Origin of the sequence: Pseudomonas fulva (genome assembly GCF_023517795.1) — a bacterium.
Classification (GTDB): Bacteria; Pseudomonadota; Gammaproteobacteria; order Pseudomonadales; family Pseudomonadaceae; genus Aquipseudomonas; species Aquipseudomonas fulva_D.
The window spans coordinates 1,362,654-1,378,643 of record NZ_CP082928.1; the positions used below are offsets into that span (position 1 = coordinate 1,362,654).

Annotated in this window: 15 protein-coding genes; 9 read left to right on the forward strand and 6 right to left on the reverse strand. The window is 65.7% G+C overall.

Going from position 1 to position 15,990, the window contains the following annotated elements:
• Window positions 1–678 (forward strand): DUF1028 domain-containing protein, encoded by a 678-nt coding sequence (locus K8U54_RS06180; RefSeq protein ID WP_249909320.1) that lies wholly within the window; start codon window positions 1–3, stop codon window positions 676–678.
• Window positions 671–1,834, forward strand: a complete 1,164-nt coding sequence (argE, locus tag K8U54_RS06185) for an acetylornithine deacetylase (protein ID WP_249909321.1) — start codon at window positions 671–673, stop codon at window positions 1,832–1,834. Before K8U54_RS06180 ends, argE begins: the two co-directional genes overlap by 8 nt.
• 104 nt (window positions 1,835–1,938) lie before the next feature.
• Here argE and K8U54_RS06190 read toward each other — a convergent pair whose 3' ends face one another.
• Window positions 1,939–2,772 carry a MurR/RpiR family transcriptional regulator gene (locus K8U54_RS06190; protein ID WP_249909322.1) on the reverse strand — a complete coding sequence of 278 codons (834 nt, stop codon included), beginning with the start codon at window positions 2,770–2,772 and terminating at the stop codon, window positions 1,939–1,941.
• A gap of 229 nt (window positions 2,773–3,001) precedes the next feature.
• Between K8U54_RS06190 and K8U54_RS06195 the strand changes: the two genes are divergently transcribed.
• From K8U54_RS06195 to K8U54_RS06215, 5 genes are all read left to right on the forward strand, one after another.
• Window positions 3,002–4,039, forward strand: a complete 1,038-nt coding sequence (locus K8U54_RS06195; RefSeq protein WP_249909323.1) for a polyamine ABC transporter substrate-binding protein — start codon at window positions 3,002–3,004, stop codon at window positions 4,037–4,039.
• Between the two features lie 84 nt (window positions 4,040–4,123).
• On the forward strand, window positions 4,124–5,230 hold the full coding sequence (locus tag K8U54_RS06200; protein WP_249909324.1) for an ABC transporter ATP-binding protein: 1,107 nt from the start codon (window positions 4,124–4,126) through the stop codon (window positions 5,228–5,230).
• Complete coding sequence (locus K8U54_RS06205) at window positions 5,230–6,117, forward strand: ABC transporter permease (RefSeq protein ID WP_249909325.1); 888 nt, start codon at window positions 5,230–5,232, stop codon at window positions 6,115–6,117. The genes K8U54_RS06200 and K8U54_RS06205 overlap by 1 nt, the downstream gene beginning before the upstream one ends.
• Window positions 6,114–6,974, forward strand: coding sequence for an ABC transporter permease (locus K8U54_RS06210; protein WP_249909326.1), 861 nt, complete (start codon window positions 6,114–6,116; stop codon window positions 6,972–6,974). The genes K8U54_RS06205 and K8U54_RS06210 overlap by 4 nt, the downstream gene beginning before the upstream one ends.
• A complete protein-coding gene (locus K8U54_RS06215) occupies window positions 6,967–8,052 on the forward strand; it encodes a P1 family peptidase (RefSeq protein ID WP_249909327.1) in 1,086 nt (361 codons plus the stop codon). Before K8U54_RS06210 ends, K8U54_RS06215 begins: the two co-directional genes overlap by 8 nt.
• A 62-nt stretch (window positions 8,053–8,114) precedes the next feature.
• On the opposite strand, the gene K8U54_RS06220 is transcribed toward K8U54_RS06215, so the two are convergent.
• Complete coding sequence (locus K8U54_RS06220; RefSeq protein WP_249909328.1) at window positions 8,115–9,020, reverse strand: LysR family transcriptional regulator; 906 nt, start codon at window positions 9,018–9,020, stop codon at window positions 8,115–8,117.
• Window positions 9,021–9,309: 289 nt separating this feature from the next.
• On the opposite strand from K8U54_RS06220, the gene K8U54_RS06225 reads away from it, so the two are divergent.
• Entirely contained in the window at window positions 9,310–10,362 is a 1,053-nt protein-coding gene (locus tag K8U54_RS06225; RefSeq protein WP_249909329.1) for an ABC transporter substrate-binding protein, read from the forward strand.
• Window positions 10,363–10,421: 59 nt separating this feature from the next.
• On the opposite strand, the gene K8U54_RS06230 is transcribed toward K8U54_RS06225, so the two are convergent.
• From K8U54_RS06230 to K8U54_RS06245, 4 genes are all read right to left on the reverse strand, one after another.
• Window positions 10,422–11,270 (reverse strand): ureidoglycolate lyase, encoded by an 849-nt coding sequence (locus K8U54_RS06230; protein WP_249909330.1) that lies wholly within the window; start codon window positions 11,268–11,270, stop codon window positions 10,422–10,424.
• 28 nt (window positions 11,271–11,298) lie between these two features.
• On the reverse strand, window positions 11,299–12,042 hold the full coding sequence (locus tag K8U54_RS06235; RefSeq protein WP_249909331.1) for an SDR family oxidoreductase: 744 nt from the start codon (window positions 12,040–12,042) through the stop codon (window positions 11,299–11,301).
• Window positions 12,039–13,433 (reverse strand): MFS transporter, encoded by a 1,395-nt coding sequence (locus K8U54_RS06240; RefSeq protein WP_249909332.1) that lies wholly within the window; start codon window positions 13,431–13,433, stop codon window positions 12,039–12,041. The genes K8U54_RS06235 and K8U54_RS06240 overlap by 4 nt, the downstream gene beginning before the upstream one ends.
• Window positions 13,434–13,712: 279 nt before the next feature.
• The gene (locus K8U54_RS06245) at window positions 13,713–14,654 is read right to left on the reverse strand and encodes a LysR family transcriptional regulator (protein ID WP_249909333.1); all 942 of its coding nucleotides are present in this window, start codon (window positions 14,652–14,654) and stop codon (window positions 13,713–13,715) included.
• A 115-nt stretch (window positions 14,655–14,769) separates the two neighbouring features.
• Here K8U54_RS06245 and K8U54_RS06250 point away from each other — a divergent pair, with 115 nt between their 5' ends.
• Window positions 14,770–15,948, forward strand: coding sequence for a fumarylacetoacetate hydrolase family protein (locus K8U54_RS06250; RefSeq protein WP_249909334.1), 1,179 nt, complete (start codon window positions 14,770–14,772; stop codon window positions 15,946–15,948).
• Window positions 15,949–15,990 lie beyond the last annotated feature (42 nt).

Consider the following 15,990-nt stretch of genomic DNA (forward strand, 5'->3'; position numbering starts at 1 on the left):
ATGACCTTTTCCATCGTCGGGCGCTGCCCGGACACCGGCCAGCTGGGCATCGCCATCAGCTCGTCGAGCATTGCCGTCGGCGCGCGCTGCCCCTGGCTGCGGGCCGGCGTCGGCGCGGTGGCCACCCAGAACGTCACCCTGCCCGCCCTCGGCCCGCAGATTCTCGACCTGCTCGAGCAGCAGGCGCTGGAACCGGGCGATGCCCTGCAGCGCGCCCTGAGTGCCAATGGCTGGAGCCAGTATCGCCAGGTGACGGTGATCGACAGCCAGGGCCGCACCGCCCTGTTCAGCGGCAAGGAGGCGTTGGGGCTGTATAACGCGGTGGCCGGCGAGCAGTGCGTGGCGGCGGGCAACCTGCTGGCGGGCGAGGCGGTGATCCAGGCCATGGTGGATGCCTTCGAAAGCGCCAGCGGGCAACTGGCCGATCGCCTGCTCGCCGCCATGCACGGGGCGATGGCCGCCGGCGGCGAGGCCGGCCCGGTGCATTCGGCGGCGCTCAAGGTGGTGGGCGATCTGGTCTGGCCGATCATCGACCTGCGCGTCGACTGGGCGGACGAAGATCCCATCGCCCAGCTCGACGGCCTGTGGCAAGCCTATCGGCCGCAGCTGCAGGATTACCTGACCCGCGCCCTCGACCCGACTGCCGCGCCAAGCTACGGAGTGCCGGGTGATGAATGAGCCCACCAGCCGCGCCCTGCTCGAGCGGCTGATCGGCTTTGCCACGGTCAGCCGGGATTCCAACCTCGAGCTGATCGACTTCATCCGCGAGTACCTGGCGGGTTTTGGCGTGGACAGCGAGCTGTTCCATAACGCCGAAGGCACCAAGGCCAACCTGTTCGCCACCATCGGCCCGCAGGATCGCGGCGGCGTGGTGCTGTCCGGGCATACCGACGTGGTGCCGGTGGACGGCCAGGCCTGGACGGTCGAGCCGTTCCAGCTCAGCGAGCGCGACGGGCGCCTGTACGGCCGCGGCACCGCAGACATGAAGGGCTTTATCGCCTGTGTGCTGGCGGCGGTACCGAGCCTGGTGCAACGCCCGCTGCAGGTGCCGGTGCACCTGGCGTTTTCCTACGACGAGGAAGTCGGCTGCCTGGGCGTGCGCTCGATGCTCGCCGAGCTGGAAAAGCGCCTGCACAAGCCAACCCTGTGCCTGATCGGCGAACCCACCGAACTCAAGCCCGTGCTCGGCCACAAGGGCAAGCTGGCGATGCGCTGCGAAGTGCACGGCGCCGCCTGCCACTCGGCGTACGCGCCCTATGGCGTGAACGCCATCGAATACGCGGCGCGGCTGATCGGCCACCTGGGCGACATCGGCGCGCGCCTGGCCCAACCCGAGCACCACGACCCACGCTTCGACCCGCCCTTTTCCACCGTGCAGACCGGCCTGGTCAAGGGCGGCCGCGCCCTGAATATCGTGCCGGCGGAATGCGAATTCGATTTCGAGGTGCGCGCCTTGCCGGGCTTCGACGCGCAAAGCGTGGCGGACGAGTTGCAGCGCTACGCCGCCGAGCAGCTGCTGCCGAAGATGCAGGCGGTGAGCGCCACCAGCGATATCCACCTGCACCCCCTAAGCGCCTACCCCGGGCTGGCCACGCCACCGGACAGCGAGGCGGCGCGGTTGCTGGCCAGGCTCTGCGGCTCGAACGATTTCGGCACCGTGGCGTTCGGCACCGAAGGCGGCCTGTTCGACGGCGCCGGCATCCCCACCGTGGTCTGCGGCCCCGGCAGCATGGACCAGGGCCACAAGCCCGACGAGTTCGTCAGCCTGGAACAGCTGCAAGGCTGTGATGCGCTGCTCCAGCGGTTAGCGGATTACCTCTGCGAGCCGGGCTGAACGCCATCCGAAGCCTGGGTCGAGCAATGCGATACCCAGGGCATTTTCCCGGGTGTCGCTACGCTCGCCCCGGGCTACCTCCAATGGCTGAACAGCCGTGCGCCTCAGCTGCGGTAAAGCTTGAGGCTTTCCACCCGCGCACGATAGGCGCCGAGGCGCTCCTTGAGCTGATCCTTGCGGGCACTGGCCACGCAGTGCAGCAGCACGTTCAGGGCGCTGGTCAGGCCGCCGGTGGATTCGAGGATCAGCCCGGTCTTGGTCTTCATGGTGACGATATGCGGCGTGTCGATATGCCTGGCGATGCCGTATTCGTCGGTGAACACCACCAGGTCGGTGTTCTGCTGCAGGCAGTTGTTGGCGAAGGCGATACCGGCGTCGGCGTAGGGCGCGATGTCGATGAGGATCACGCAGCAGCGCTGGTTGTGGCTGTCCAGCCACTGGCCCAGCACGCCACTGTAGAGGTCGAGAAACTCCACCCCCGAGCGCACCAGGGCCAGGCGATTGGCGAAGTCCTCGGCCAGCCCGCGAATGGTCTGGAAGCCGCAGACGAATACCCGCTCGGCATCGCCCACGCGCGCCACGATGTCACGCCAGTGCTGGCTGCCGAGCAGCTCGGCGAACGCACGCAGGGCTTCGATTTCCTCGTTGAGGTGGGCCACCAGGTCTTCCGGCTGCTCGACCCGTTCGATCAGCGCCGGATTGAGCAACGACTGCACGCGCACTTCGTCGCGCAATTCGTCCTTCAGGCTTTTCAGGCCCTTGTAGCCAAGCCGGCGCAGGAAACGGCTGACGGTATTGGGGCTGACCCCGCTCTTGGCCGCCAGGCTGGCACCGTTCTCGAACGCCAGGGTTTCCAGGTTGGCCTGGATGTAGGCCCACAGGGTGCGCTCGGCCGGCGTCAGCTTGCCTTCCAGGTGGTGCATCTTGCCATCGAGCATGTTCGTTTCCCTTTCATGCCAAATCGTTCTGACATTTAAATGTCAGGATATTGATCTTTGGAATAAATATACTCTACTCTCCAGCCGTAACGCAAAGAGCCGCCGATTGGCCGTTGCCTGGGTGAAGAGAGCCGCCAGAAGCCTTCCGCCCCGCAGTCGACGCTCGCGCTTCCTGCCGCAATAAGCAAGTGCCGCGCCCGGCGCGGCCCTAACAGTGGAGAACAGGAATATGCTCACATCGCGTCATATCGCCCTGTGTGTCGCTCTCGGCAGCAGCTTCGTCACCGGTGCCGTCCAGGCCGCCGAAACACTGCGTCTGTACAACTGGGGCGACTACATCAATCCCGAGGTACTGACCCGCTTCACCGCCGAGACCGGCATCCAGGTGTCGCTCGACACCTACGGCAGCAACGAGGAGATGCTCGCCAAGCTGCAGGCCGGCGCCCGCGGCTACGACATCGTTTTCCCCTCGGTGCACATGCACGACACCATGGCCGCCCTTGGTCTGTTGGAGAAGACCGACATCAACCAGGATGCCGCCTTCGCCAACATCGACCCGGCCTTTCTGCGCGCCAGGTCCGACCCCAAGGGCGAGTACTGCATGCCCTACGCCTGGGGCAGCGTGGGCATTCTCTACAACAAGAACAAGGTCTCCAAGCCGATCGAGAGCTGGGACGATTTCTTCGCCGAGGCCAAGGCCGGCAACAAGGTGATCATGCTCGACGACATGCGCGAAACCCTCGGCGTCGGCCTGATCAAGGGCGGCAAGTCGGTCAACAGCACCGAGCCAGGCGAGCTCAAGCAGGCCGCCGACTGGCTGATCGAGCGCAAGCCGCTGATCGCCGCCTTCACCTACGACAGCGTGCCGATGGTGCAGTCCGGCGACGCCGCCGCCGCGCACTACTTCGTCGGCGCCATGATGTACGTGAAGCAGGACCCGCAGAACCTCGCCTACGTCATTCCCAAGGAGGGCGCGACCCTGTACCAGGAGGACATGTGCGTGCTCAAGAGCGCGCCGAACAAGGCCAACGCCAAGCGCTTCATGAGCTTCTTCCTGCAGCCGGAGATCGCCGCGCTGAACACCGCGCAGCAGATGAACGGCACGCCGAACAAGGAGGCGCTGAAACTGCTGCCGGCCGAGTTGCGTGACAACCCGCAGGTCAACCCGCCGGCCGAGGTGATGGCCAAGCTGCAGATCTTCGAGGATCTCGGCAAGGGCCTGCGGCAATACGACCGGGTGTGGACGCGCGTGCGTACCGCCAACTGAGTCCGCCTATGTAGTTAGGTCGCGGCTGAAGCCCCTGTAGGAGCGGCTTCAGCCGCGATTACTCCGATATCAGTGGAGTCCTCCATGACCGCTTTCACCCACACCGCGCCGGTGGTCGAGATCCGTGGCGCGGTAAAGCACTACCGTGCCCCCGAGGGGCATCTGGTACGCGCCCTCGACGGGCTCGACCTGGCCGTTGGCGCCAACGAGTTCGTCACCCTGCTGGGGCCATCCGGCTGCGGCAAGACCACGCTGCTGCGCACCATCAGCGGCTTCGAGAGACTGGATGGCGGCGACTTGCTGATCCAGGGCCAGTCGATGAACCATGTACCACCGCACCGTCGCCCGGTGCACACGGTCTTCCAGAGCTATGCGTTGTTCCCGCACATGAGCATCGGCGACAACGTCGGCTATGCCCTGGACGTGCGCGGCGTGGCCAAGGCCGAGAAACGCCAGCGCGTGGGGCAGGCATTGGAGATGGTCGGCCTGGCCGGCATGGAGCGGCGCAAGCCCGGCCAGCTCTCCGGCGGCCAGCAGCAGCGCGTGGCGCTGGCCCGCGCCATCGTCGACCGCCCGGCGCTGCTGTTGCTCGACGAGCCGCTGTCGGCCCTCGACCGCCAGTTGCGCCAGGCCATGCAGCGCGAGTTGAAGAACCTGCAGCACGAGCTGGGCATCGCCTTCGTGTTCGTCACCCACGACCAGGAAGAAGCGCTGACCATGAGCGACCGCATCGTCGTGCTCAATGGCGGCCATATCCAGCAGATCGGCGCTCCGGCGGAGATCTACCATCGCCCGGCCAACGCCTTCGTCGCCGGTTTCATCGGCGAGAGCAACCTGTTCGACGTGCACGTCGGCTCGGTCGACGACGGCATCGCCTACCTGCTCGACAGCGGGGGCGACCTGTTGCAGGCGTGCCATCCCGACCTGCATGTCGGCCAGCACGCCCAGCTTATGCTGCGCCCCGAGCAGTTCCACCTGCACTGCCCCGGCGAGGGCTTCGCCGCGCTGGAAGGGTGCCTGGAGCAACTGCTGTTTATCGGCAAGGATTTCGAGCTGCTGCTGCGCACCAGCCACGGGCGCCTGGTCAAGGCGGTGTTGCGTGACGCCACGCCGCAACGCCTGCGCACCGGCGACAACGTGCAGCTCTGGTACGGCCTTCAGGCCGCGCACCTGATCCCCGGAGGTGCCTGATGCTAATACACGAGCGCCTGCGCCTGGTCGGCCTGCTGACCCCGGTAACGCTGATCATCGCCCTGTTCTTCCTTGCCCCGCTGGCCATCATGGCGGTCTACAGCCTGCTGGAACCGGGGCTCTACGGCGGCGTCGAGTGGAGCTTCTACCCGGACAACTTCGGCCGCGTGCTGGGCTGGGCCGATGGCACCAATGAGGACTTCGATCCGGTCTACCTGGAAATCATCCTGCGCTCGTTCAAGCTGGCCGCGCTGACCGTGCTGGCGACCCTGGCGCTGTGCTACCCGGCGGCCTTCTGGGTGGCCCGCCAGCCCGAGCGGATGCGCAACTTCTGCCTGTTCCTGATCACCCTGCCGTTCTTCACCAGCCTGATCGTGCGCCTCTACGCCTGGCTGCTGATCCTGCGTCCCAGTGGCGTGATCAACACCGCGCTGGCGGCGCTGGACCTCTACAACCCGGTGGAACTTATCTACACCGAGACCGCGGTGTTGATCGGCATGACCTACATCTTCATCCCGTTCATGTTCATGCCCGTCTACGCCAGCGTCGAGAAGCTCGACAAACGCCTGCTGGAAGCCTCGGCCGACCTCGGCGCGAGCCGCTGGCAGAGCTTCTGGAAGGTGATCTTCCCGCTGACCCTGCCGGGCATCGCCGCCGGCTCGATCATCGTGTTCATTCCCAGCCTGGGTAACTTCATCGTGCCGTCGCTGCTCGGTGGCGCGCGCGTGCTGATGATCGGCAGCCTGGTCGAGCAGCAGTTCCTCGCCGCGCGCAACTGGCCGTTCGGCGCCGCCCTGGCGATGCTGCTGATGGCCGCGGTGCTGGTGTGCCTGGTGCTCTACGTCCTGGCGCAGGGGCGCAACAGCGCACAGGAGGCCAGCCGATGAACGCCTTGCTCGCCAACCTTGGGCGCCGTCTGCTGGGCGGCTACAGCCTGGCCTTCTTCGTCTTCCTGTACCTGCCGATCGGCCTGATCGTCGCCTACTCGTTCAACAGCAACCCGATCAACATGATGATCTGGGACGGCTTCAGCCTGGACTGGTATCGCTCGCTGTTCGGCCTGTCCACCAACCTCAGCGAGAACGCGCTGTACGTCGAGTCCACCGACCAGTTGCTGGCTGCGCTGCGCACCAGCCTGGTGGTAGCGCTGACCACCACGGCGATCTCTACCGTGATCGGCACGCTCACCGCGCTGGCGATTGCGCGCTATCGCTTCCGCCTGCAGAAGTTCTACCGGGTGCTGTTGTTCATGCCGATGCTGATGCCCGATATCGTGCTCGGCATCGCCCTGCTGATCTTCTTCGTCGGCGTCGGCATGCCGCTGGGCAAGGGCTCGATCATCATCGGCCACTGCACCTTCCTGATCAGCTACGTGTTCCTGATCGTCAGCGCACGCCTGGCCGGCATGGACACGCGCCTGGAGGAAGCCTCGGCCGATCTCGGCGCCTCGCCCTGGACCACCTTCCGCCGCGTGACCCTGCCGCAGATCCTGCCCGGCGTTATCGGCGGCGCGCTGCTGGCGTTCATCATCTCGATGGACGACCTGGTGATCACCTACTTCATCGCCGGGGTCGATTCCACCACGCTGCCGGTGTTCATCTACGGCATGATCCGCCGCGGCATCAAGCCGGAGATCAACGCCATCGCCACCCTGCTGCTGATCGCCTCGCTGCTGATCGCCGCCCTCGGCCTGTACCTGCGCAACCGCAAGCCCGCCACTTCCAAGGATGACGCCCATGGCTAAACCGCGCGCCCGCGAACTCTGCCTGCCGCTGCCCGGCACGCCCGGCCCTTACAACGCCATCACCGACGTGCCCGGCGTGCTGGTCGGCTATCGCACGCTCAACGGCGTGGCCGCCAACGGCCGACGCATCCAGACCGGGGTCACCGCCATCCTGCCACGCGGCCGCGATAGCGAGCCGCAGCCGGTGTGGGCGGGCTTCCATGCGCTCAACGGCAATGGCGAGATGACCGGCACCCACTGGATCGAACACGGCGGCTACTTCGTCGGCCCGCTGTGCATCACCAACTCGCACAGCGTCGGCATCGTCCACCATGCCGCCGCGCGCTGGACCATCCAGCAGTACGCCGATGCCTGGCAACGCGAGCACCTGTGGGCCATGCCGGTGGTGGCCGAGACCTATGACGGGGTGATCAACGACATCAATGGCCAGCACGTCTGCGAGGCCGATGCACTGGCCGCGCTCGATGCGGCAACGGGCGGCGCCATCGCCGAGGGCAACGTCGGCGGCGGCAACGGCATGATCTGCTACGGCTACAAGGGCGGCACCGGCAGCGCCTCGCGCCTTGTCGAAGTCGACGGCCAGACCTACACCCTCGGTGCCCTGGTGCAGGCCAACCATGGCCAGCGCGCCTGGCTCAAGGTATGCGGCGTGCCCGTCGGCGAGCGTCTGGAAGACGAGCTACCAACCGGGCTGGAGCGCGAGCGCGGCTCGATCATCGTCATCCTCGCCACCGACGCGCCGCTGCTGCCGCACCAGCTCAAACGCCTGGCGCAGCGCGCCGGCCTCGGCATCGCCCTGGCCGGCACGCCGGGGGGCAACAACTCCGGCGATATCTTCCTGGCCTTCAGCGTGGCCAATCCACGGCCCTTGCCGCAGGTGTCGCAAACCCGCCTTAACCTCGACTACCTCAACGACGAATGTTTCGACGCCCTGTATCTGGCCGCCGTGCAGGCTACCGACGAGGCGGTGCTCAACGCCATGCTCGCCGCCGAGGACGCGCCGATGCAGAAGCCCGAAGGCATCTGCCGAGCCATCGATGGCAGGCGTTTGCAGGAGTTGGTACTCGCCAGTCATTGAATTTGGCCATCAGCGTTAGCGGACTGCCCGGCTCTGCCAGGCGCACAACGCCGCAACCGCGCTTACAGATGCGCCAGGTGCGCCTTGCAGAAATCCACGAACAGCTGCGCCGGTTTGGTCAACTGCCCACGCTTGAGCCGCGCCGCCACCAGCCCGGAGGTGGCGACGGGCTCGGCGATATCCAGGGTGACCACGCGCTTGCCATCGTAGGTGCATTCGGAGTGCGGCTTGGTGACCAGCAGGGAGAAGCCGAAGCCCTGGCCGACCATGCCGCGTACCATCTCGATCGACGGCGAGCTGAAGACGATATTGGGGGTCAGCCCCAGTTCGTGGAACAGGCTGACGAAGTAGGTGCGGCTGGGCGGCACGTCGAGCAGGATCATCGGTTCCAGGCACAGGTCGCGCAGCGACACCTGGGCCTGGCCGGCGAAGCGATGCTTCTCGGGCAACAGCACGTAAGGCTTCTGCGGCGGCATCAAGGGTTCGGTGGCGATGGTGCCATCGAGGTCATGCTCGTAGAGAAACGCCAGGTCGAACGCCCCGGCGGTGAGACCCTGCACCAGTTCCTGCTGCTCACCATCGCGGATGCGGATATCCACCCCCGGATAACGTTCGCGAAAGCCGGCGATCAGTTGCGGCAGGTAGAGCGGCGCCACGGTTTCGAAGCAGCCGATATCGATCTGCCCGGCAACGATGTCGTTGTCGGCCAGGGCGTTCTGCTCGAACTCGCGGGCCATGCGCAGCAGTTGCTGGGCCTTCTCGTAGAAGCGCGCGCCGCTGGGCGTCAGCGACACGCCCTGGGCATGATGACGGATGAACAACTGCACGCCAAAGCTCTCCTCCAGCCCCTTGATCGCCGTGGAGATGGACGGCTGGGCGATGTACAGCTGGCGCGAGGCCTCGGCCACGCTGCCCGCTTCCACCGTGGTGACGAAGTACTTGAGTTGCCGCAGGGTATAGGAAGCCACGTGTCGATCTCGCCGCAATTACTGCCTGTACCTTACTTCAACAACGCGCCTTGGCGTGGCATTGCCTTGCAAAGGTTTTTCGTAAGTCCCGAGCATATTTTTACTAATTTTCGTTCTGGCCCGACTGACGCACCATGGCCCTCAGCTGAACGACAGTTCCCGCCCGGCAAGCACACCGTGCGGCACAACAACAACGATCCCGCTGACGCGTGACACAACGCGCCGCTTCGCCGCTTCGGCCCTACTGCCCCTGTTCCGAATACAACGAAAAAACAGCGAGGGAGTTTTCATGTTCAAGCACTTGCGTCCATCCATCCACGCCGCCATCGGCCTGTCCCTGCTGGCCGGCGCCAGCAGCGCTGCACTGGCCGACGACAGCCTCACGGTGATTTCCTTCGGCGGTGCCACCAAGGTCGCGCAGACCGCCGCCTACTTCAAACCCTTCGAGCAGAGTGGCGCCGCCCGAGTGGTCGCCGGCGAATACAACGGCGAGCTGTCCAAGGTCAAAGCCATGGTCGATGTCGGCCAGGTGACCTGGGACGTGGTCGAGGTGGAAAGCCCGGAGCTGCAGCGCGGCTGTGAAGAGGGGCTGTTCGAGCGTATCGACCCGGCCATTCTCGGCGATGCCAGCCAGTACATTCCCGGCACCATCAGTGAATGCGGCGTGGCCACCTACGTGTGGTCGATGGTGATGGCCTACAACGGCGACAAGCTGAAAACCGCCCCCACCTCCTGGGCCGATTTCTGGGACCTGGAGAAATTCCCCGGCAAGCGTGGCCTGCGCAAGAGCGCCAAGTACAGCCTGGAAGCCGCCCTGCTGGCCGACGGCGTAAGCCGCGAGGAGCTGTACAAGGTGCTCGGCACACCGGAAGGCGTCGACCGCGCCTTCAAGAAGCTGGACGCCATCAAGGGTTCGATCCAGTGGTGGGAAGCCGGCGCCCAGCCGCCGCAATGGCTGCTGGCCGGCGACGTGACCCTGTCCGCCGCCTACAACGGGCGCATCGGCGTGGCCCAGAAGGAAGGCGCCAACCTGAAGATTTCCTGGAACGGCAGCCTGTACGACCCCGAGCACTGGGCCATCGTCAAGGGCAGCCCGAACAAGGCACTGGCCGAGCGCTTCATCAAGTTCGCCAGCCAGGCGGACACCCAAAAGGTGTTCTCCAGCCAGATCCCCTACGGCCCGGTGCACAAGGAGACGCTGCCGCAACTGCCCGCCGATGTGCAGGCGCAACTGCCGACCGCCGAGGCCAACATGGCCGGCGCGCAACTGGTCAACGCCGAGTTCTGGATCGACCATGGCGAGGAACTGGAGGAACGCTTCAATGGCTGGGCCGCGCGCTAAGCCTCAGCCTGAGGAGCCAAAAAGAAAGGGGCCTCGCGGCCCCTTTTTTGGTCTCTGACTCAGTCAGCCTGCACCGTGACCTGCTGCTGTTCACCGAGCCCGGCAATGCCCAGCCTGATGGTCTGCCCGGCGCGCAGGAATACCGGGTTGGGCTTGATGCCCAGGCCCACTCCCGGCGGCGTGCCGGTGGAGATCACGTCGCCCGGCTGCAGGCTCATGCAGCGGCTCAGGTAGGCGATCAGTTGCGGCACGTTGAAGATCAGCGTGCGCGTGTTGCCCTGCTGGTAGCGGTGGCCGTCGACCTCCAGCCACATGTCCAGATTGTGCGGGTCGGCGATTTCGTCGCGGGTCACCAGCCAGGGGCCGAGCGGGCCGAAGGTGTCGAAGCCCTTGCCCTTGTCCCAGCTGCCGCCGCGCTCGAGCTGCCACTCACGCTCGGACACGTCGTTGATCACGCAGTAACCGGCGACGTGGTCCATGGCGTTGGCTTCGTCGATGTAGCGCCCTCCCTTGCCGATCACTACGCCCAACTCGACCTCCCAGTCGGTCTTGGTCGACCCGCGGGGAATCTCGACGGCGTCGTTGGGGCCGCAGATGGCGCTGGTCCATTTGTTGAAGATGATCGGCTCCTCTGGCACGTCCATCCCCGACTCGGCGGCGTGGTCGGCGTAGTTGAGGCCGATGCACACGAACTTGCCGACCTGGCCGACGCAGGCGCCGATCCGCGGGTTGCCGGCCACGACCGGCAGGCTGGCCGGGTCGATCTGCGCCAGCGCGGCGAGGCCCGCCGGCGTCAGCACGTCGCCGGCGATGTCGGCCACATGCCCGGAGAGGTCACGAATCTGATTGTCGGCGTCCAGCAGGCCTGGCTTTTCCGCGCCCTTGGCGCCGTAACGTAGCAGTTTCATGTGGGGTCCTTGTTCAGGTTCAAGACGATCAGATGCTCATGCCGCCATCGATCACATGCAGCGCACCGGTAGTGTATGAAGACGCGTCGGAGCCGAGGTAAAGCACCAGCCGGGCGATTTCCTCGGCGCTGCCGATGCGCCCCATGGGCTGGCGGGCGACGAACTGGCCGTACACCTGCTCCTCGGCCACGCCCTGCTGCGCCGCCTGTTCGGCGATGCGCGCGCGCAGCGAGGGCGAGTCGACGGTGCCCGGGCAGATGGCATTGCAGCGAATGCCCTGGGCGATGTAGTCGGCGGCCACCGACTTGGTCAGGCCGACCACCGCGGCCTTGCTGGCGGTATAGGCGCAGCGGTTGGGCACGCCCTTGATGCTCGACGCCACCGAGGCCATGTTGATGATCGAACCGCCGCCGTGGGCCAGCATGCCCGGCAGCGTGGCGCGAATCATCCGGTACATGGCGGTGACGTTGAGCTGCAGGGAGCGCTCCCAGGCCGCTTCGTCGCAGTCCAGAATGCTGCCGGCGTGCACGTAGCCCGCGCAGTTGAACAGCACGTCCACCGCGCCGATCTGTTCACTGAGGGCGGCGATGGCCTGGGCCGAGGTGACGTCCAGTTGCAGGGCGGTGAGGCCCGGCTCATCCTGCAATGCGCCAATCGCGATATCGGTGGCGATCACCTCGGCACCCGCGGCCGCGAAGGCCCGGGCGCTGGCCAGGCCGATGCCCTGGCCGGCGGCGGTGATCAGCACACGTTTGCCGTGCATCTCGCTCATGCTTTCTCCAGGGTCAGGCTGCCGGGAGGCGTGGCGACCGGCGTGCGGCTGGGCGTGCCGAGCATGCTGCGCGGGATGGCCATGATCAGCGCGCCGCTGACGAACAGGCAGGCGGCCAGCACGTAGGTGCCGTTGTTGATGTCGCCGGTCATGGTTTCCGCCATGGCGGTGATCATCGAGCCGGTGAAGCCGGACAGGTTGCCGAACGAGTTGATGATGCCGATGCCGGCCGCTGCGGCGATGCCGGACAGCACGGTGCCGGGCAGCGTCCAGTAGATCGGCATCAGGCTGAGAATGCCGGAGGCGGCGACGCTCAGGAACAGTACCGAGAGCACGATGTTGTGGGCGAAGTAGGCGCTGAGCATCAGCCCGACGCCGCCGATGAAGGCCGGAATCGCCGCATGCAGACGGCGCTCGCCGGTGCGGTTGGAATGCCGTGCGTTGAGCAGCATCGCCACCGCGGCCACGCCGTAGGGAATGGCGGTCAGCAGGCCGATGTGCAGGCTGCTGGTGATACCGGCGCTCTTGATGATCGACGGCATCCAGAACGCCAGCCCGTAGAAGCCGGTGTTGAAGGTCAGCAGGATCAGCACCAGCAGCCACACGCGCGGGTTGAGGAAGGCTTCACTGAGGCGCGAGGCCTTGCCACTGTTGTCCTGCTGCAGGTTGGCCTTGAGCAGGGTCTTCTCGGCGGCGGACAGCCACTTGGCCTTGTCGATGTTGTCGCACAGGCAGACGATCACCACCACCGCCATGACGATCGACGGCAGGCCTTCGATCAGCAGCATCCACTGCCAGCCGGACAGCCCGTGCACGCCCTGCATGGCGGTCATCAGCCAACCGGACAGCATGCCGCCGATGACCAGGCTGATCGGCAGCGCCAGCAGGAAGCCGGACATCACGCGGCTCTGTCGGTGGGTCGGGAACCAGTAGTTGAGGTACAGAATCACGCCCGGGAAGAAACCGGCTTCACAGATGCCGAGCAGGAAACGCAGGGTGTAGAACATGGTGCTCGACTGGATGCCGAAGAACTGCGCCAGCGGTACGGTGAAGGCCACGGCCATCGACACCAGCGCCCAGGTGAGCATGATGCGGGCGATCCAGAAGCGCGCGCCGAGGCGGTGCAGCAGCAGGTTGCTCGGCACCTCGAACAGGAAGTAGCCCCAGAAGAACATGCTCGCGCCCAGGGCATAGACGGTGTTGCTGAACTGCAGGTCTTCGAGCATATCCAGCTTGGCGAAGCCGATATTGACCCGGTCGAGGTAGGCCGCCATGTAGCACAGCAGCAGGATGGGCAGGATGCGCAGGATCACCTTGCGGTAGGTGCGATCCTCGAAGGTCCTGTCGTGGTCGCGCGCCGGCGCGGCCGATGGCTCGATACGTGGTTGCATGGTGATGACCCTTGGGCATGCGTGCATGCCTGATTGTTTTTATTGAGTTGGGCTTCGCCGGGCGGCGCCTGGCGACACTGCGGTTACGGCAGATAAAGCTCCCTGGCTGGTAAGTGGGCCGCCCCGGCAGGCAGTCGTGCGCCCTATGGCGCAGCGCTTCGGGGAATCAACGGCCATGGCGCTTACCCGACCGTGGTGACGATGGCCGGTAATCTATGCCGCAGATCGATTCAATCCCAATGGCATTTGCTGATTAATCGATAACGTTGCGTTATCGAATCAGTCACGCTCGCGCTGCGCATTGGCGAGCAGGATGTCGGCGAACTCCCGGGCCGGGCCCAGCAGCTGATCGCCCTTGCGGGTGAGAATCCCGTAGTCCTGGGGCAGCAGGTAGAACGGTGTGTCGAGCTTCTTCAACAGGCCGCTTTCCAGGTGCTCGAGCACCATGGCTTCGGGCAGCATGCCGATCATCGAGCCGCCCTGCAGCACCTTGAGAAACGTCTGCATGGAGATGGTGTCGATGGTGTTGCGCGGCACCTCCACCCGCGCCTTGGCGAACACCTCTTCCATGCGCCCACGGATCGGCGTGCCCTTGGGATAGAGAATCCACGGCCAGGTCACCAGTTGCTCCAGGGTCATGGGCCCGGCCTCGCACAGCGGGTGACGGCTGTTCACCACGATGCAGAACGGCTCCGGCGCCAGAGGCTGGAAGTCATAGCGCTGCTGCTGGCTCTGCTCGGTGAAACGGCCGATGGCCAGGTCCAGGTTGCGCTCCTCGAGCATTTCCATCAGGTGGTCGCTGGTCTGCTCGACCACTTCGATGGCCAGCAGCGGCCAGCGCTGCTTGATCTGCACGATGGCCTCGGGCAGCGCCACCGCCGTGGCCGCGAAGATGCCGCCGACCTTGAGGTGACCATGGCCGCCGGCGCTGAGGTTGTTGATCTGCTCGACGAAGGTGCGCGCGTCGTTGAGCGCCAGGTGCGCATAGCGCAGCACCTGGGCGCCCAGCGGCGTGGGTTGCATGCTGCGCGGCAGGCGCTCGAACACGGCGAAGCCGAGCAGGCTCTCGATCTCCTTGAGCATCTTGCTCAGTGCCGGCTGGCTGAGGTTCATCTGCTGCGCCGCCAGGTGCATGTTGCGGGTGCGACCCAGGGTGTCGAGGAGCGTCAGGTGACGGAATTTCAGCCAGTTGCAGAAGCTCGAGAACGACAGATCCGACATGGGCAGCTCCAGGCATTCAATAACGCCAGGTTATTGATAATTGAAAATATGCCATTGGAGTTTATCCACATTGCCGCCTAGCTTGCAGCTTTCATGCACCCCGGAATTCATCGCCATGTCGATCCGCCTGACCCCTGAAAACACCCTGCCCGCCGACGCGGCCACGGCCACGCTGATCGGCCGCGCCTGGGTTCCCGGCGCCATCGCCGGCCCCTCGCCCATCGTGCTGCGCGCCGACGGCGTGTTCGATCTGTCCGCCCGCTTCGCCACCCTCAGCCAGTTGCTGGAACTCGATGATCCGCTGCAGGCGGTGCGCGAAACGCCCGGCACCTTCGTCGGCAGCATCGAGGCGCTGCTGGCCAACACCGGCGCCCACGCCGACCAGAGCCAGGCGTATCTGCTGGCGCCCGCCGACCTGCAGGTGATCAAGGCCGCCGGGGTGACCTTCGCCGCCAGCATGATCGAGCGGGTGATCGAGGAAAAAGCCGCCGGCGACGCCGCCAAGGCGCAGAGCGTGCGGGCCATCGTGCGCGAAGCCATCGGCGACAACCTGCGCGCCGTGCAGCCCGGCTCGCCCCAGGCGATGCGCCTCAAGGAGCTGCTGATCGAGCAGAACATGTGGTCGCAATACCTGGAAGTCGGCATCGGCCCGGACGCGGAGATCTTCACCAAGGCGCCGATTCTGGCCGCGGTGGGCAGCGCCAGCGAGATCGGCATCCACCCGATCTCGCAGTGGAACAACCCGGAGCCGGAAGTGGTACTGGCGGTCAACAGCCGCGGGCAGATCCATGGCGCGGCCCTGGGCAACGACGTCAACCTGCGCGACGTGGAAGGCCGCAGTGCTCTGCTGCTCAGCAAGGCCAAGGACAACAACGCCTCCTGCGCCATCGGCCCGTTCATCCGCCTGTTCGACGAACATTTCGACCTCGATGCGGTGCGCAACTGCGTGGTCGAGCTGCAGGTGGAAGGCAGCGACGGCTACCGGCTCACCGGCTCCAGCTCCATGGATCAGATCAGCCGCGACCCGCAGAACCTGGCGAGCCAGACGCTCAACGCCTCGCACCAGTATCCGGACGGTTTCCTGCTGTTCCTCGGCACCCTGTTCGCGCCCACCGAGGACCGCGACCACCCCGGTAGCGGCTTCACCCATAAAATCGGCGACCGCGTGAGCATCAGCAGCCCGCGCCTCGGCGCCCTGCACAACCAGGTCACCACCAGCGACAAGGCCGCCCCCTGGACCTTTGGCATTACGGCGCTGCTGAAGAACCTCAGCGCCCGCGGCCTGCTGGACTGATCATCGCTGTATCCAGCGCCACGCGATTCATTCAAGAACAAG

Coding starts and splice junctions, on each gene's coding strand:
- K8U54_RS06240 (WP_249909332.1), bottom strand. CDS start 13,433: ATGCAACCACGTATCGAGCCATCGGCCGCGCCGGCGCGCGACCACGAC.
- argE (WP_249909321.1), top strand. CDS start 671: ATGAATGAGCCCACCAGCCGCGCCCTGCTCGAGCGGCTGATCGGCTTT.
- K8U54_RS06210 (WP_249909326.1), top strand. CDS start 6,114: ATGAACGCCTTGCTCGCCAACCTTGGGCGCCGTCTGCTGGGCGGCTAC.
- K8U54_RS06250 (WP_249909334.1), top strand. CDS start 14,770: ATGTCGATCCGCCTGACCCCTGAAAACACCCTGCCCGCCGACGCGGCC.
- K8U54_RS06205 (WP_249909325.1), top strand. CDS start 5,230: ATGCTAATACACGAGCGCCTGCGCCTGGTCGGCCTGCTGACCCCGGTA.
- K8U54_RS06200 (WP_249909324.1), top strand. CDS start 4,124: ATGACCGCTTTCACCCACACCGCGCCGGTGGTCGAGATCCGTGGCGCG.
- K8U54_RS06230 (WP_249909330.1), bottom strand. CDS start 11,270: ATGAAACTGCTACGTTACGGCGCCAAGGGCGCGGAAAAGCCAGGCCTG.
- K8U54_RS06190 (WP_249909322.1), bottom strand. CDS start 2,772: ATGCTCGATGGCAAGATGCACCACCTGGAAGGCAAGCTGACGCCGGCC.
- K8U54_RS06195 (WP_249909323.1), top strand. CDS start 3,002: ATGCTCACATCGCGTCATATCGCCCTGTGTGTCGCTCTCGGCAGCAGC.
- K8U54_RS06215 (WP_249909327.1), top strand. CDS start 6,967: ATGGCTAAACCGCGCGCCCGCGAACTCTGCCTGCCGCTGCCCGGCACG.
- K8U54_RS06245 (WP_249909333.1), bottom strand. CDS start 14,654: ATGTCGGATCTGTCGTTCTCGAGCTTCTGCAACTGGCTGAAATTCCGT.
- K8U54_RS06180 (WP_249909320.1), top strand. CDS start 1: ATGACCTTTTCCATCGTCGGGCGCTGCCCGGACACCGGCCAGCTGGGC.
- K8U54_RS06225 (WP_249909329.1), top strand. CDS start 9,310: ATGTTCAAGCACTTGCGTCCATCCATCCACGCCGCCATCGGCCTGTCC.
- K8U54_RS06235 (WP_249909331.1), bottom strand. CDS start 12,042: ATGAGCGAGATGCACGGCAAACGTGTGCTGATCACCGCCGCCGGCCAG.